Here is a 15,861-nt window from a genome sequence, read left to right as displayed (position 1 = left end):
TGTTCATTATACCCTAATGTTGTTTGTCGAGCGACATAAATCGCAGGCGTTCTGGGTGGAAGTAAAGCTCCACTTTGCCGACGGGCCCGTTACGATGCTTCGCGATGATGAGATCGGTAATGCGCTGGCGATCAGTATCTGGGTTGTAATACTCCTCGCGGTAGATAAATGCCACGATGTCGGCGTCTTGCTCGATTGAGCCTGATTCGCGCAGGTCGGCGAGCTGCGGGATTTGCGGACTGCGACTTTCAACCGATCGACTGAGCTGCGACAGGGCAATCACCGGTACGTTTAGTTCGCGAGCGATCAGTTTTAAGCCGCGTGAGATTTCACTCACTTCTTGCACGCGGTTGCCGTCGCTGCGACCGCTCGGTTGCATCAGCTGTAGATAGTCAACAATAATTAGTCCAAGCGGATGATTATGCGCTTCGCGGCGGGCCTTGGTGCGCATTTCAAGGACGGTCATGCCGGGCGTGTCATCAATGAAAATTGGCGCCTCGGCCATTTCGCCCATGGCTTCTGATATTTTACCGAAGTCATCATCGCTTAAGTTGCCGGTGCGAATATTCCAGGCGTCAACTCCCGAAGCATCGGCGAGCATACGGTCAACCAACTGTTCTTTGCTCATCTCGAGGCTGAAAAACAGCACCGGATGTTTATCGACAGTAGCGACGTTATATGCCAAGTTGGTTACCAGAGTAGTCTTCCCCATTGCCGGGCGAGCTGCCAGAATAATTAAGTCAGACCGCTGCAAACCGGCGGTCATGCTATCAAGGTCGCGGTAGCCTGTGCGAATGCCCCGTAGGGCGCCTTTGTTGCGGTGCAGCTCTTCCATGCGATCGAAGCTATCGGTCAGAATTTGCTCTAGACTGGTTAGATCTTGCTTCAAGGAAGCATCGCTCACCGAGAAAAGCTCAGATTCAGCCTGACCAAGCAGCTCTTGGATATCTTTTTCTTCGTCATACCCGAGCTCGGCGATTTCGGTGCTAGCCTTGATTAAGCGGCGACGCACGGCTTTTTGGGCGACCAAATCGGCATAAGCTTCGGCGTGAGCAGATGTTGGCACGTAATTGGTGAGATCAGTAAGATACACCGATCCGCCGACTTGTTCCAGCTCATCTCGCCCCTTAAGCTCGTCGCTCAAGGTCAACAAATCAACTGGTTTGTGCCGTTCGTAAAGGCGCAGCATGGCCGCAAAAATTAGTGAATGTCGTTTATCGTAAAAATCGGCCGCGGCTACTTTATCGGTCACTGCCGACAGTGCATCTTCGTCAATTAAAATTGCTCCTAGCAGGCTCATCTCGGCATCAGTATTTTGCGGCGGAATTTTGGCTGCCAGTGTTTTTTTGGCGTCTTTACTCATTAACTTTTACTTCCTCCCCGCCGCCCATTAAGGCTGCTACCGAAGCGGCTGTTTCGTCTTTTGGCGGTGCATGGCCGAGGGTGGTTTCAATAGGCGGGCAATTGCCGTAGAGCTTGGTAATACTCTCGACCAATAGCGCGCGATATTTTTGATCATCAACTTTTTTTCGGTGCAGAGCATAGGCAAAATAAAGCCGGAGAGTGCCTTCGGCGGTGTATTCTATGCTGGCGTGCTTAATAACGCCATACACCGAAACGTGCTCGGCGCGCACGGCTTCAACCACTTGTTCCCAGTTGAAATTTTCAATGATTGTAGCTGTGGTTACTTCTTGTATAGTTTCGGGTTGAATCGGGTCGTTAACAATTTGCTTTTCTTCTGTGGTTATTACTTTCGCGGCTGGCCTAGGCTTAGGTTGCTTCGGCGGTTGCACTGGCAAAGATAACGTCGGCAGCGGAGCCACGGCACTTTCAGCGGCGTTTTTGACTGAGGTAGCTTCGCCAGCAGCAATAGCTAGTGTGGCGAGCAACTTAGCGCTCGGGTTAGTTGACTTCCCGACTTCAAGTAACTTGTCGATTAACGGGGCGGCCTTTTTTTCCGAATCAATAATCGATGCTAAATATTTGATAAGTTGCTGCGTGATAATAACTGCTGCCGCACCTTTTTGTTCGATGCTTCGAAGCAGTTGCACGGTTGTGTCGAGTTTATTTGCCAGCACCGCTTGAGCAAGCTTAATAACATCGGTTTTCGGTGCTAGGCCTAAGGTGGTTTCGACCATTTCGGCAGTTATTTCCTTAGTGCCAAAAGCCGAAAGTTGGTCGAGCAAACTAATACTATCGCGGAAGCTACCGTCGCCGTGTTCGGCAACTAACTGCAGGGCGTCATCAGTTATAGAAATGGCTTCTTTTTGGGCGATCATTTGCAGATGAGCCACAACCTCAGGTACTGGCACCGGGCGAAAATGAAATCGCTGCGTCCGGCTAATAATCGTAGCCGGCAACTTGTGCGATTCGGTGGTGGCCAGAATGAAAATGGCGTGCGCTGGCGGCTCTTCAAGTGTTTTTAAGAGCGCGTTAAAACTTTCGCCTGTGAGCATATGTACTTCGTCGATGATATATACTTTATAGCGCGCCGAAACTGGCGCAATGTGAATTTTGTCGCGCAAGTCGCGGATATCATCGATACGGCGATTGCTGGCAGCATCAATTTCGATAATATCAAGGTGGGTGGTTTCATCGGTGTACGGCAACTGATTTATTTCATGCGCTAAAATACGAGCGATGCTGGTTTTGCCAACGCCGCGCGGCCCGGTGAACAAAAAAGCATGGTTAATTCGCTGCTGCTGCAGGGCGGCAGAAAGTATCGTTACGATGTGCTGCTGACCAACAATTTCCTGTAATGTTTTTGCTCGGTATTTTCTGTATAAGGCTCTAGCCATTTCGTTGTTTGTTCCACTCTCCCTTCTTCTAAGCATATAAAAATGACCGGGCAAATACTAGCCGTTTTTATCACTACATCCTTTTAAGTGCTGCATACCGGGCCTGTCATGTACTTACCGCAAGAGCACTCTTTTCAAAAAGCCTTCCGCTGGAAGGCTTTTTGAGCGTTCGGCTGAAATCGGTTATTGCAACCGATTTCACAGGCTCCTGCGATAAGTACATGGCAGGCCTGTCTAAGTAGTTGTTATTTAGTTTTTACAACTGAAGGAGCTTTTATAATGCCGCTTCAACTGCCGCCCAAGTAGCCTCTGGGTTATCTTCAGGGATAATGATCGTCACTTGATCGCCAATTGACGCCTTGAAATAAGTAACACTTGCAAGCAAAATACGATACTCGCGACCATTGGCCTCCACATAGTATGCACCATCGTGCTGTACGAGTGTACCAATGATTTGTCGGCGTGGCACGGGGCCGATTTGCTTGTAAATAAAGCTGCCGTCATCGGCAATGGTAAGCTTTAGGATGTCGCCTTCGACCAATTTTGATTTACTGGCGTAATTTGCCGGCACGGGGTAGGTTTTGCCGTCTGGGCCAATCATGGCTTGGCCATCAAACACACCTTCAATAATTTTACCGGTGGCTTCTTCGGTAGAAGGGCGCACGGTTGTTTCGTCATCACCAACAAGACTAATTAATAGCTCTTTTGCGGCTGCTAAATTGGTTTCAGCATCCTGGATAAGCGAACGAAGTCGCTTAACTTGTTTTTCTGGTAAGTCAGACATGATTCTCGCATTTCCTTGTCTGTTTTTGTAAACTTAGTATTGCCATGAGCATAGCATCGCGCCTGTTCATTGTCAAGCAATTATCCACAGGCCGATAAGATAGCGGACGGCTAAATGTTGTCATTTTTATGTAAATAGTTATGCTTATCTACGCCTTCACGATAACAAAAATACCCGCAGCCAAAAAAGCGCGGGTACTTTTGTTTGCAGATTCGGCCCAAGATAACAATTAGCTGAGTTCAGCTGTTGCGCCTGCGTCTTCGAGAGCTTTCTTAGCGGCTTCAGCGTCTTCTTTGTTAACTTTTTCTTTGATGGTGCTTGGTGCGTTATCAACCAAGGCTTTTGCTTCTCCAAGACCAAGGCCAGTCAATTCTTTAACTGCTTTAATAACAGCTACTTTTTGGCTACCAGCGTCTTTGAGGGTAACGGTGAATTCGGTCTTTTCGTCAGCAGGTGCAGCAGCGTCGCCACCAGCAGGTGCAGCTACGGCAACAGCTGGAGCAGCAGCGCTCACGCCCCACTCTTCTTCGAGGTATTTTACGATTTGGCTCAGTTCAAGAGCGCTTAATTTGTTGAGTTCGTCAACGATTTTCTTTTGAGCAGCAGAAAGCTCAACAGGTTTCTTTTCGTCCATGATTGTCTCCTTAATTGATAGATCTCGTTAATTACGAGCTTCGAACTATAGTTGTTCAGCGCGCTGTTTAAGTACCTGGGCAAACCCGCGCTGCGCACCATTAGCTACGCCAAGGAAGCCAGTAAGCGGTGCGGCGATAGTGCTGACCACCATGCCACGGAGTTGCTCTTTGGTTGGTAGCTCGGCGAGTGCTTTAACAGCCTCTGTAGACAGTGTTGCGCCGCTGGCATCAAAGCCGGCAACCAATTGCAGGTGCGGATGCTTTTTAGCAAACTGGGCCAGAATTTGGGCTGGAGCGACTTCGTCGGTAGCGCTAAAGGCGTACACTAGCTGTCCTGTAAGTAAGCTGGTGTCGGCATCTTTATAGGTGTCATTAGCACCAAGCGCTACGCGAACGAGGCGGTTTTTGACAACTTTAATTGTCACTTCCGCTTCGCGGGCTTGGGCGCGCAACTCTTGCAGTTCAGCTACCGATAAGCCAGCGTAGGCAGCGGCAGCGGTGCTTTTGGCGGTCGCAAATAGTTCTGAAAGCTCTGTAACTAACGCTTGTTTTTTCTCGCGTGAAATTGCCATTACTGAAAACTCCTAAAAAGCGTCAGGTTACAGTTGATATTTTTGGGCCGAATTGTCAAAGGGCGAATTTTCGAGGCACAAAAAAGTCTTTGGACCTCGCATCGCCAAAGACTTTCGGGAAAATAAACAGTGTTGGTTGTTCATCCCTCGGTAGCTAATTAAGTTCAGGTTCCTGAACCGCTACTGTCTTTGGTAATGTTCTTGTCGATTATACTACAGGTCTTTTGTTTACGTCAACTACTTCTTCTGGACCGGCTGATACCTAGTTTACGCATGGAACATCGTTTGATAAAATTATAACCCCGGTTCATTTCTTCAAGAAGGGTGTGATTGTTATGGCTCGTAATCACAAGCCAAAAAGGGTCGACGGGCCGGATGCGGCTAACTTGCGAAGCCTCGAACGCGCTGCGTCACAGTTGAAAGGGGGGAAGAAGACAAGGCAACAGTGGCAAGAAGAAGTTGCGAGGCTGAGGCGAAAATGGCAAAGCTTTGATAATAGAATGAAGAGGCGGCTTGCGCCTCATCTGAGCCCAGAACTTAAGGGCTTGCTCAGGCTTCAATGAATGCCGCTGAATATATTTTGCTGCCGCAAGAAGATGCTGCTAATCAGTATCTTCTTGCGGATTATTTTTAAGATGCCGGCTAATGAGCTCCCAGATTTCACTATGAATATCTTCCCGGCTACGCATAGTTTCTTCGTCTTGCATGCAGAAGATTTCTTGGTAATCATCGCGGGTTTCACTGAGCTCTTTATAGATTTTGGCTGCCCGCATTTCAAGGTTGAGGTCGGCTTCGTGAATATCTCGGCCGTTGATATAACTTCGTTCGCCCTTTTTGTCTACCTGGGCTTGGGCCACGCGCGGCTCAACGGCCAAAAACAGTGTGAGGTCAGGGCGCGGCAGCTTGTTCTGCTCGTATTCAAGCTGTTCTATGGCGGCAATCAGCGCCGCTTGCTCGTCCGGATTGGTAAGTCCGGCGCCTTGGTAGGCAAAATTAGACGATACGTAGCGATTAATAAACACAACACCTTTCGTATTGACTGCCTGCCACAGCGCTTCGCGCACGGCAAGCCGATCATTAGCGTATAGCACGGCGGCGTCATAGGGTGCATAGCGCTTTTCACCGCGCAAATACTCTTCAATTGGCCGGGCGCTGACTTGGCCATACCGTGGAAAATCGAAGCTGGCAATAGTAAGCCCTTCTTGTTCGGCCCGAGTTTTCGCTAGCTTAAATTGGGTCTCTTTGCCCGAGCCGCTATTTCCTTCAAACACCACCACAAATGCTTTTTTCATATCTCCCCTTTCGCTGTCACAAGTATAAATAAGCTACGCTAAAAACACTAGCGTTATGTTTACTACGTCGGCTATTTTCTATACACTAAAGTTATGCTTTCACTGATTGTTGCCCGCGCGAAGAATAACGTTATTGGTAAAAACAATGCCCTGCCGTGGTATTTGCCGGCCGACTTAAAGCACTTTAGGCAAGTAACGCTTGGTAGAAGCGTCATAATGGGGCGCAAAACGTACGAATCAATCGTGGCGCGGCTTGGCCATGCGCTACCAGAGCGGCAAAATATCGTGATCTCGCGGCATACGTGGCCGGCGACGTCGAGTGTTGTATTCGTTACTTCTTTTAAAGAAGCTCTAAAAGCAGCAAAGTCAGATGAAGTCGTTGTGATTGGTGGCGCTGGGGTGTATACCGAGGCGCTGCCGCAGGTTGAGAAGATTTATTTAACTGAAGTTGAAGCTGAAATCCCGGGTGACGTGTATTTTCCAGAACTCAATATGGATGACTGGAAAGAAGTTGCCCGCGAACCCCACCAAAAAGACGAAAAGCACCCGTATAACTATAGCTTCGTCGAATTAGTTCGGCGCCAATAGAATTATACAGCGATCGGTGCCTTGATTGGCGGATGGGGATCGTAATTTTGCAGCTCAAAATCGTTGATAGTAAAGTCAAAGATTGAGGTGACTTTAGGATTAATAACCATTTGCGGTAGTGGCCGCGGGTCGCGTGACAGCTGCAACTCTACTTGCTCCAGATGGTTTAAGTAAATATGTGCATCGCCAAGTGTGTGTATGAATTCGCCAGGCTCTAAACCGGTTACCTGAGCTATCATCATGGTCAGTAGCGCATACGAGGCGATGTTGAACGGCACACCCAAAAAAGCATCGCCGCTTCGCTGGTAGAGCTGGCAGCTTAACTTACCCTCGGACACATAAAATTGAAACAGCGTGTGGCACGGCGGAATGCCGGCTTTGGCCATTTCATCAATATCAGCAGCGTTCCAGGCCGAGACAATAATACGCCGTGAATTAGGGTTGTTTTTGATTTGATCAATGGCGGCTTGGATTTGATCGATGTAGCGGCCATCGGGTGTCGGCCAGCTGCGCCACTGATAGCCGTAGACTGGTCCAAGTTCGCCGTACTTTTCGGCGAATGCCAGGTCGGTTTTTATGCGTTCGGTAAACTCTTGAAGCCCGTTATTCCAGGCAGCGCTGCCAACTTTGGGCAGGGCTTTATTTTGCGAGAGTAGATACGCGCGGTACGGCCACTCGTCCCAAATATGGACGTTATTATCAATCAGATACTTAATGTTGGTACTGCCCTGCAAAAACCATAACAGCTCGTGAATGACCGAGCGGAGATAAAGTTTTTTTGTTGTAACCGCCGGAAAGTCTTCTGATAAATCGTAGCGGACTTGTCGGCCAAAGACGCTTAGTGTGCCGACGCCAGTGCGATCTTCGCGCTTTACGCCATTTTCTTTTACGTCTTTTAATAAATCTAGGTATTGTTTCATAGTATTCTCACTTTATAGTTACCGGTAGTGGTGTGTGGCGAGTATCTTTGTAAGCTCTAGGGAGCATCTGCTCTGGTTGCCAGGCATTCACAATCTGACCCAACTCATCGGCTTTGGTGTCTTGATATTTACCACTCAGTTGATGGTATTCGCTTTCGACTGGGCCAGTACTATAGAACACCAACTGGGCAATTCGCTCACCAACCGGTAAAATTACCGCGTCGCGCTGGTTCATGTTATAGATTTCCATTGTCCAGCGATTAACGTAGCCCGGGTCACCCCAACCGGCGTCCAGGCAAACTGCAACGCCATTTCGCCCCCAAGTGCTGCGGGCTTGCATAGTGCTCGTGGCGTCGCCCTTAACGCCAATAAACTCATGGGTGTGCGCTAAAATGCGCTCGCCAGGTTCGAGCACAATGATTGGGTGATCTTTTGGAATCCCTACAAACAATTTTCGGCCGTGTTTGGCACACCATTCGTCGTGTCGTTCGGCTTGGTGGGCGCCATCAAAATAGCGCTTCACTGCTTCTTCGTCGAATGGATTGTATACACCGCCAAAATTACTTCGTTCAGTTTTGTAGTACCATTCACCAAGCGTAACGTCGATGCTGCTGCCATTTATGTGTTCCTCAATATACGGATGAAACACCAGTTGGCCATTCTGAACAGCATTTTTAATATCTGTGTTGCTGAAAACCCCCATACTCCCCTTTTCTTACACGCTTATTCTTATTGTGACGAACAGAGCGCATTCCAGCAAGGGGTTTGACGCACTAAAAAACACCCCTGTTCGAGAGGTGTTTTTTAGTGAAGCTGTAATTTTTACAAGCTGTTGCTATCAACTTTAACGCCGGGACCCATGGTAGTAGCGATGCTGATGGCTTTGATGTAACCACCCTTAAGCGTGGTAGGCTTGACGCTTTGAAGACTCGCGAAGAAAGCTTTGGCGTTTTCTTGAAGTTTGTCTTTACCAAAGCTGACCTTACCAAATGCCAGGTGTACTACGGCTTGTTTGTCGACGCGGTACTCTACTTTACCGGCTTTAGCGTCGGTGACTGCCTTCGCAACATCAACCGCAACCGTGCCGCTTTTAGGGTTAGGCATTAAGCCACGAGGACCGAGCAAGCGAGCGTATTTACCAAGCTTTGGCATCATTTGCGGGGTAGCGATTAGGACATCGAAATTAAGCTGTTCTTTATCAAGTTGCGCGAGTAATTCATCTTCACCAGCGATGTCGGCACCGGCTTTTTTAGCGGCAGCCAGCTGCTCACTTGGTGCGAAAACGGCGACACGAATTTTCTTACCAGTACCGTGCGGCAAGCTAACGGTAGCGCGGATGTTTTGGTCGGCTTGGCGAGGATCAACACCTAGGTTCACGTGCAGCTCAACACTGCTATCAAATTTGGTGGTGGCAGTTTTTGTGGCCAGCTCGATAGCCTCGTCCAGGCTGTAAACTCTATCTTTTTCAACTGCTTTAGCTACTGCTTGGTACTTTTTGCCGCGGCGTTCAATTTTTGGCCGGGTGATTGGCTTTGGCCCTTTTTTAACCGTTACGCCTTCGCCATCTTGAGCGCTGGTATCGCCCGAAGTTTTTCGTGCTTCTTTGGCCTCAGCTTCTTCAGCTTCGCGCTGCGCTTTGGCGCTATGCTTACCGGCTTTGGTGGTTCGAGCGGCTTTTTCTTCGCTCGTTTCTTCTGTTTCGGTTGCTTCTTTTTGAGGTGCTTCAGCAATTGCTGCTTCAATTTCAGCAATCGTATTCGATTCGTTTACATCGAGACCAAGTTTTTTGGCTTCTTCAAGTAATTCGGCTTTCTTTGCCATAATATAAGGTATCCTTTCTGTGGTACAAGCGGCGCCAGGCGCCTCCCAAACTTTGGTATTGTTTTAGTATTATAGCATAAATGGCGGTTGCGTAGCAAGCGGGGCGGCTTGATACGCTTTATGCGTTAGGGTTCAATATATCCCGAAACATCACCCGGTCCAGAACAAGTCGGCTTGTACTTCTTTTCGATTCCTTCAGCTAGTTGTTGGTATAGCTTAAGGTTACCGTCTGCTACGGCTTGCAGCAGGTTTTCGAGCTCGTCACACAGTGCTTCGAGCGAAAAAGAGTTACTCCTCATTGAGATCCGGAAAACTGAATACGAACCCGACCGGCCACCGTATGTGAAGGTCAATTCGGGGCCGAATAGCTGGGAAATTGCCGGCCCAATATCTCCAGCAATAAAGAAGGTGCCAGCGCTTACTTCAAAACCTTTACGCGGCACTTCTACGTATCTAATGATTGGCATGACTTTTCCGTTCCTTGAGGTCGCGCCGCCCCGCTTGCTCTTTTACTATAATATAAAATATAATTTTGTAAAGCAAAAATAGATCACGCGATTAGGTGATCTATTTTTATACATCGCTTTTTTATTCAGTAACAGTCACGCCCATCGAGCGAGCGGTGCCAGCCACAACTTTTTGTCGGGCTTCTGGAGTGTAAGCGTTAAGGTGGTCTTTTTTGAGTTCGGCAATTTCAGCAATGTCTTTCATAGAGATAGTGCCGACTTTTTCAGCATGCGGTTTGCCAGAGCCCTTTTGGATGCCAGCTTTTTCGCGGATGAGGTCATCAACGGGTTGGCCGAGGGTTTTCCAGGTAAAAGTGCGATCTTCAAACACCTGCAGGTGCACGATAACCATTTTACCCATCATGTCTTTGGTAGCTTCGTTGAATGGATTGATAAAATCCATCATGTTTAAGCCCCATTGGCCTAAAATAGAGCCAACTGGCGGCGCTGCAGTCGCTTTACCGGCGGTAACGCGGAATTTTAAATTTCCAATAACTTTTTTTGCCATACGTATTTCCTTCTTTGACTCGAGTTAACGAGTGCGTAACTTAGTAATTGTAACAGATTATAGTCGTTTTTACTAGGCTGTTTAGGCAACCTTCTTGGCCTGTAGCGCGTCAAGCTCTACGGGTGTATCGCGGCCAAATACGCTTACCAGTGCCTTAATTTTGCCCTTTTGGGTGTCAATTTCATTAATAACACCATCCAAGCCTTTAAATGGTCCGTCGTTAATTACAATTACTTCACCAACGCTAAAGTCGATGTTGTGCTTCGGATCTTCAACGCCCATGCGTTTTTTAATCTTGGTGATTTCATCATTTGACATCGGTGTTGGTTCCGTGCCACTACCCACAAAGCCGGTGACGCCAGGCGTATTACGGATGATGTACCATGCATCCTCGGTAAGCTTCATCTCAACCAGTACATATCCCTGGAAGATCTTATTTTCGACAACTTTGCGCTTGCCATTTTTAATTTCAATCTGCTTCTCTTTTGGAACCAGTACGTCAAAAATCTTGTCGGCCATGTCCACCGCCTCAATTCGCTGACGGATGCTTTCGGCGACTTTTTCCTCGTAGCCTGCATAGGTGTGGACGGCGTACCACTGTCGTGTTGAATCGTATCGTTTTTGTGCCATAGCTTTAGAGTAAAATCCTATTAAATAAATATTGGAACCCTGAGTCGAGTGCGAGAATGAGTACTGCAAAAAACAGAGTGAAAAGTATAACCGCCAGCGTTAAGCTCCAGGTTGCGCTGCGATTTGGCCATTGTACTTGGCGTAATTCTTGCCAAGACCCCTTGACGTAGCGGCCGATTGCCCGAAATGGCGCAGTGATGATCCGTAGAAACTTTGGTGCTGGTTTTTTATCTTTTGTAGCAACACCGTTTGCTTCACTGGTATCATCGGCTGTTTTTTTGGCTTTTGGTTGTTCTTTTGCCACCGAATATTCTCCCAATTAAAAAAGACTGCATTTTCTGCAGACTTGTCAATAATTAGTATAAGGGTTAGCGAGGAGATGGTCAAGTGGTAAACCGTGATCCTCTACTCGGATCTCCATGGGGCAGCTGACGAGACGGGAGCACTCTTTTCAATTAATCTTCCAGTGGAAGATTAATTGAGCGTTCGGCTGTCAATCGGTTATTGCAACCGATTGACACAGTCTCCCGTCTCGCCGTCTGCCCCCATGGAGATCGGCGTCACTTGTGGATTTAAAATTCTGCCTGATTATAAATCCCGACCAAATATGTGATATATTGCTTATACTATGATATTTGTCTTAGCGCTAATGTGGAGCGCAGTTGAAGGGGTGCTTGCGGTTTTATTGTTATTGCAACTTCGGCTTGCCTGGCGTCGATACCATTGGCAGCATGACAAAGTAACGCCGCTGTCTTTTACCGATAGTCCAACCATTAGTATCTGTATTCCGGCGCGTAACGAGATGTTTGCGCTGGCGGAGTGCTTAGATACAGTGCTGGCGTCGGATTATCCAAAGCTCGAGATTCTAGTGCTCGACGATGCCTCGCAGGATAACACCTCGCAGCTGATTCGCTCGTACGCGCATGCTGGCGTTCGGTTTATCGAAGGTGACGCACTGCCGGATGGTTGGCTTGGCCGAAATTATGCCCTGCAAACGCTGGCAAAAGCGGCCAGCGGCCAATACATTGTGTTTATGGGCGTTGATACGCGTCTCGGGCCAGCAACCGTTTCAAAGTTAGTCAATTATATGTACGGCAAACGGGCGGCGATGGTGTCGGTCTTGCCGCCCCGCCAAAAGCTATTTCGCGCAAGTAGTTTTTTCGCTAGCTTTCGCTATTTCTGGCAGCTGTTACTACCGCAATTTGTGCATGTTCCCGCAACATCTGCTTTATGGATGGTCCGGGCGGAGGCGCTAGAAGAAGTTGGTTTCGAGCAAGTCAAGCATGACATCCTGCCCGAAAACAGCTTTGCTGCACATTTTATGAAGCAAAATACGTATCGGTTCCTGATTGGCGATCAAGAGCTCGGAGCAACCTACATGAAAAAGTGGTCGTCGCAGGCTGAAACTGCTGTTCGGCAGTATTTCCCGGCGCTTAAAAAGAGCCTATTTATGAGTGTGGTAGCAATTCTGGGTTTACTGATAGTTGGCTTGTTGCCGTTTATTGCTGCAAGCAGTTTGTTGCTCACGGCTCAATTCGGGAACAGTCTTTTGTGGTTCTCGCTCGTTGTCTGTTTGGGTTTGGCCGGCATGTACGGTGCGTATGCTAAACATGTTCTACGGATTCCCTTTTTAATCGGCTGTATACTCTTCCCGTTTTTGCTGGTGCAGGAAATCGCGTTTCTTGTAAGCAGCATCTACGCTTACTCAGCGGGGGCGGTCCGCTGGAAGGGTCGAACGATTACTAGGAAGTAATATCGCTGGCCTTGCCTTCTTTTGAACCGGCACCAGTATCCGGTAGGATGAAGCTAAAAGTTGATCCGTGATTTAATCGGCTTTGAAGTTCAATTTGGATAGAAAGCTTCTGGGCTAATTTGTTCACCACGTACAGCCCCAAGCCCGTGCCGTTGGTTTCGCGCGTTCGGTAATCTTCGGATCGATAGAATTTGTCAAAAACTTTCTTTTGCTCGCTTTTGCTAATGCCGATACCGGTATCTTTAACGGCGAAGTACACGCCGTCTTTTTGTCGCTTTGCAATCAGCATCACGCCGCCTTCAGAAGTATATTTAATAGAGTTATTGATAAAGTTTTGCAGTATTTCTTCAAGGTACAACCGGCTGGTTTTAACTGTGCCAATACGTGGGCTGATATCAAGATCGAGACGTAGCTTCTTGGCGGCCGCTTCGGATTGATATTCGTGATACAATGATCGCATCAATTCTTCGACATCAATTTCTTCTTTTTCATCACCCAAGCCTCGCTCGGCGCGCGATAAGGTGCTGAGGTCGTTCACCATCTTGGCAAGATACAGTACTTGGTGGTGTGCTTCTTCCAGGGCTTTACTAATATTTTGAGTCGACATTTTGCCATGCGTCATCATAAATTGAGCATTCGACAATGTGCCTTCTGCAATAGTGATTGGTGTCCGGAGTTCATGGCTGACCACCGATATAAATTCATCGCGCTCTTCTTCAAGGGTTTTTGCCTTTGTGATGTCGCGAATAATTAAAATGTGGCCAGTTTGTTCACTATTAACCTCGCTAAAGCTGGCCCGCACCGGCGAACAGCTGATACTGAGGCGGGCTTTTTCGCCATCTGAAAATACATAGGTTAAATCTTCGCGCACGTACATGCCGCGTTTCCCTTGAATTGCTTCAAAAAACGACACCGTCTGGCCTTCTTTATCGTATACCCGCAGCACTGCATCGAGGCGTTTGCCATTTAGACTTTCGTTGGTATCAAAAAAATCGAGGCTGGCGGCATTATAGAGCCGAATAACGCCCTCGGAATCAATATTAAGAATCGCGTCGCCAATACTGTTCACTAAAGCTAAAATTCGTTCACGCTGAAAACTTTCTTTGGTGCGTGAGAGCTGGAAATCGGCGTGTTGCCGGTTTTGAATGTGCCCGATCAAAATAACTGCGCTACCAACGAGCACGATACAGCCCGCCACCACGCTATCGAGCAGCAAAATTTCTAACTTACCGTCGCCCCAAAAAGCAAAATCGAGCACTGCAGTATGAATAAATAAAAGCCCACTGACAATTAAGCCGCGTAGGCCAAAAAAATAGTAAGCACTCATCATAAGCAGGATCCAGCAGGCAGCAATTGGCGACTGGAAACCGCTTACCCCCAGAAGATAAGCCGTCGCAAGCGCATGAAAAGCTAAAATCCGCAGCAGCGTACCAAACGGTCGCGGACGCTTTACCAAAAAACCAGCCAGACCAAACACTAATAACAGCCCCGAGACATACACAAAAACATTCTCGTTGTAATACGTCTGGCTAAAGGCGCCAGCGCGAATAAGCAAGCCGTAAGCAATCAAAAACAGCGACGCCACTAACGCCATGTAGCGAAACATGAGCACGAACTGTTCGGTGTATTTGTCGCGCTGCCAAATAATGCCCAGATATTTTTCCATAATGCTTATGAATAGTATGCCACAGCTCAACGTTTAAATATAGGGATGTTCTGCACGTAGCTGGCGCCGATGCGCTTGAAACTGTGGGTCGCAAGCCTTCACCGTATCCCAGAAGGCTGGGCTGTGATTCATGTGGCGGGTGTGGCTAAGCTCGTGCAACAGGACGTAATCGATGAGCTCGTGCGGTAATTTCATTAAGGCAATATTAAGGCTGATTGTGCCGCTGCTTGAACAGCTTCCCCAGCGGCTGCCAGCGTGCGAAAAGCGAACTTTTTTGTAGGAAAAACCGTAGTGCTGCGCGAAATAGGCTAAGCGACGCGGCAAGAAGGCTTTGGCTTCACGGCGAAGTGCGCGGCCCACTTGTTCGCGGATGAGAGTTTGGACTTCAGGCGCCGTGATGGTGGTATCGGCAGGTAGCCCAACAATGATTTTCTGCGCATGGGTGGTGATTTTTAGTTTTGGCGCCTTCATTACCACAAGGCTGTGCGACTTCCCGATCTGGGTACCGTGGGTGTAGATTGGCGACTGCGATTGCGTGCTCACCAATTCACGAATATTTGACCGCGAGTTGGCAATGAAGCGCTTGACTGCTTGCAAACTTGAAAACACAGGAATAGACGCCCGTAAGCGGCCGTCGGGCGCAATACGGATGCGCATATGGCGCGATTGAGCGCTGCGGCGAACCACAATTTCGCCAAATTCGGTATCGGTGAGGACTGGCATTTATCCTATTATAATCGATCGGCGTGGCGCGGAAAGGGGCGGATTAACTGAGCGCTCTGGTGCCGGTGGCTGAATAGTGGTAGTTGTTGGGCGGTTTTCGGTGAGTTTTTTAAGCACTACTTTTGCCTGGGTCGCATAGGTGTGTTTGCCGCTTATTACCACGTAGGCCTCGCTTGGGGTGGGTGCAACGAACCGCTTTGCCAGCTGTGAAAACTGATCGGGCTGGATGTTTCGTGAGGAAGTTTCTTCTTGGGTTTGCGGTGACCGCTTGGTGGCGCGGAACTTGGCGGTAGCTTCATCGGTCTGCACCCAAATAAGTAAGTTTTTGTAGCCGTGTTTTTTTGCTAGCTTTTCAAGCCGGAGCCGATCGATACGGGTAGCTGGGTAGCCGTCAACAATAATTGTTTGTTGGGTTTTCATCGTTTCTTCAATTTGATAGTCGGCAAGGGTGGCCAGTTGTTGCTGCTCTGGCGGTGAAAAAGTCGGGTTTTCTAGAATTTCATAGCGCAATTTGTCAACACTCACCAGCGGCGCCCGGAACATATCGGCGAACTGCCGCGCAAAGAAGCTTTTTCCGGCGCCCGGCAGCCCAGTCATTATGATCACTAGTGGCGTGGTGAGACTTAGCGACTTCATGGGTCTTAGTATAACAATTCTTATGGTAA

At 48.3% G+C, this 15,861-nt stretch carries 18 protein-coding genes and 1 other annotated feature; of the genes, 2 read left to right on the top strand and 16 right to left on the bottom strand.

Going from position 1 to position 15,861, the window contains the following annotated elements:
• Nucleotides 1-13: 13 nt before the first annotated feature.
• The 6 genes from dnaB to VD907_03020 all read right to left on the bottom strand — a co-directional run bounded on the left by dnaB (nucleotide 14) and on the right by VD907_03020 (nucleotide 6,081).
• On the bottom strand, nucleotides 14-1,363 hold the full coding sequence (gene dnaB / locus VD907_03045; GenBank protein ID HYG83827.1) for a replicative DNA helicase: 1,350 nt from the start codon (nucleotides 1,361-1,363) through the stop codon (nucleotides 14-16).
• A complete protein-coding gene (dnaX, locus tag VD907_03040) occupies nucleotides 1,356-2,798 on the bottom strand; it encodes a DNA polymerase III subunit gamma/tau (GenBank protein HYG83826.1) in 1,443 nt (480 codons plus the stop codon). Before dnaX ends, dnaB begins: the two co-directional genes overlap by 8 nt.
• Nucleotides 2,799-3,072: 274 nt before the next feature.
• The gene (locus tag VD907_03035) at nucleotides 3,073-3,582 is read right to left on the bottom strand and encodes a hypothetical protein (protein ID HYG83825.1); all 510 of its coding nucleotides are present in this window, start codon (nucleotides 3,580-3,582) and stop codon (nucleotides 3,073-3,075) included.
• Between the two features lie 229 nt (nucleotides 3,583-3,811).
• Nucleotides 3,812-4,216, bottom strand: coding sequence for a 50S ribosomal protein L7/L12 (gene rplL, locus VD907_03030; protein HYG83824.1), 405 nt, complete (start codon nucleotides 4,214-4,216; stop codon nucleotides 3,812-3,814).
• A 45-nt stretch (nucleotides 4,217-4,261) separates the two neighbouring features.
• Nucleotides 4,262-4,789 (bottom strand): 50S ribosomal protein L10, encoded by a 528-nt coding sequence (gene rplJ / locus VD907_03025; protein ID HYG83823.1) that lies wholly within the window; start codon nucleotides 4,787-4,789, stop codon nucleotides 4,262-4,264.
• A gap of 70 nt (nucleotides 4,790-4,859) precedes the next feature.
• Nucleotides 4,860-5,000: a sequence feature (ribosomal protein L10 leader region), on the bottom strand.
• A gap of 391 nt (nucleotides 5,001-5,391) precedes the next feature.
• On the bottom strand, nucleotides 5,392-6,081 hold the full coding sequence (locus VD907_03020) for a hypothetical protein (GenBank protein ID HYG83822.1): 690 nt from the start codon (nucleotides 6,079-6,081) through the stop codon (nucleotides 5,392-5,394).
• 93 nt (nucleotides 6,082-6,174) lie between these two features.
• Here VD907_03020 and VD907_03015 point away from each other — a divergent pair, with 93 nt between their 5' ends.
• Complete coding sequence (locus VD907_03015) at nucleotides 6,175-6,669, top strand: dihydrofolate reductase (GenBank protein ID HYG83821.1); 495 nt, start codon at nucleotides 6,175-6,177, stop codon at nucleotides 6,667-6,669.
• Between the two features lie 2 nt (nucleotides 6,670-6,671).
• On the opposite strand, the gene thyA is transcribed toward VD907_03015, so the two are convergent.
• The 7 genes from thyA to secE all read right to left on the bottom strand — a co-directional run bounded on the left by thyA (nucleotide 6,672) and on the right by secE (nucleotide 11,358).
• Nucleotides 6,672-7,589 carry a thymidylate synthase gene (gene thyA, locus VD907_03010; protein HYG83820.1) on the bottom strand — a complete coding sequence of 306 codons (918 nt, stop codon included), beginning with the start codon at nucleotides 7,587-7,589 and terminating at the stop codon, nucleotides 6,672-6,674.
• Between the two features lie 7 nt (nucleotides 7,590-7,596).
• Entirely contained in the window at nucleotides 7,597-8,292 is a 696-nt protein-coding gene (gene dcd, locus VD907_03005) for a dCTP deaminase (protein HYG83819.1), read from the bottom strand.
• Nucleotides 8,293-8,411: 119 nt separating this feature from the next.
• Complete coding sequence (gene rplA, locus VD907_03000; protein ID HYG83818.1) at nucleotides 8,412-9,410, bottom strand: 50S ribosomal protein L1; 999 nt, start codon at nucleotides 9,408-9,410, stop codon at nucleotides 8,412-8,414.
• Nucleotides 9,411-9,535: 125 nt separating this feature from the next.
• Nucleotides 9,536-9,877 (bottom strand): hypothetical protein, encoded by a 342-nt coding sequence (locus VD907_02995; protein ID HYG83817.1) that lies wholly within the window; start codon nucleotides 9,875-9,877, stop codon nucleotides 9,536-9,538.
• 121 nt (nucleotides 9,878-9,998) lie between these two features.
• The gene (locus VD907_02990) at nucleotides 9,999-10,424 is read right to left on the bottom strand and encodes a 50S ribosomal protein L11 (protein HYG83816.1); all 426 of its coding nucleotides are present in this window, start codon (nucleotides 10,422-10,424) and stop codon (nucleotides 9,999-10,001) included.
• Between the two features lie 81 nt (nucleotides 10,425-10,505).
• Nucleotides 10,506-11,054, bottom strand: coding sequence for a transcription termination/antitermination protein NusG (nusG, locus tag VD907_02985; GenBank protein ID HYG83815.1), 549 nt, complete (start codon nucleotides 11,052-11,054; stop codon nucleotides 10,506-10,508).
• Nucleotides 11,055-11,058: 4 nt separating this feature from the next.
• Nucleotides 11,059-11,358, bottom strand: coding sequence for a preprotein translocase subunit SecE (gene secE / locus VD907_02980; GenBank protein HYG83814.1), 300 nt, complete (start codon nucleotides 11,356-11,358; stop codon nucleotides 11,059-11,061).
• Between the two features lie 324 nt (nucleotides 11,359-11,682).
• Here secE and VD907_02975 point away from each other — a divergent pair, with 324 nt between their 5' ends.
• Complete coding sequence (locus VD907_02975; GenBank protein ID HYG83813.1) at nucleotides 11,683-12,807, top strand: glycosyltransferase family 2 protein; 1,125 nt, start codon at nucleotides 11,683-11,685, stop codon at nucleotides 12,805-12,807.
• On the opposite strand, the gene VD907_02970 is transcribed toward VD907_02975, so the two are convergent.
• From VD907_02970 to VD907_02960, 3 genes are read right to left on the bottom strand one after another with little or no spacing between them, the layout of a single operon-like run.
• On the bottom strand, nucleotides 12,797-14,473 hold the full coding sequence (locus VD907_02970) for an ATP-binding protein (protein HYG83812.1): 1,677 nt from the start codon (nucleotides 14,471-14,473) through the stop codon (nucleotides 12,797-12,799). The two genes, VD907_02975 and VD907_02970, sit on opposite strands and share 11 nt — an antisense overlap.
• A gap of 33 nt (nucleotides 14,474-14,506) precedes the next feature.
• Nucleotides 14,507-15,196, bottom strand: a complete 690-nt coding sequence (locus VD907_02965; protein HYG83811.1) for a SprT family zinc-dependent metalloprotease — start codon at nucleotides 15,194-15,196, stop codon at nucleotides 14,507-14,509.
• Nucleotides 15,197-15,832: an ATP-binding protein gene (locus VD907_02960; GenBank protein HYG83810.1), complete on the bottom strand. Its 636-nt coding sequence runs from the start codon at nucleotides 15,830-15,832 to the stop codon at nucleotides 15,197-15,199.
• Nucleotides 15,833-15,861 lie beyond the last annotated feature (29 nt).

The sequence above is a fragment of the Verrucomicrobiia bacterium genome, from assembly GCA_035629335.1.
In the GTDB taxonomy this organism is placed as follows: domain Bacteria; phylum Patescibacteriota; class Saccharimonadia; order Saccharimonadales; family Saccharimonadaceae; genus DASUUR01.
The sequence above is the reverse complement of the archived record's forward strand: the minus strand, read 5'-3'. Positions and strand labels throughout refer to the sequence as shown.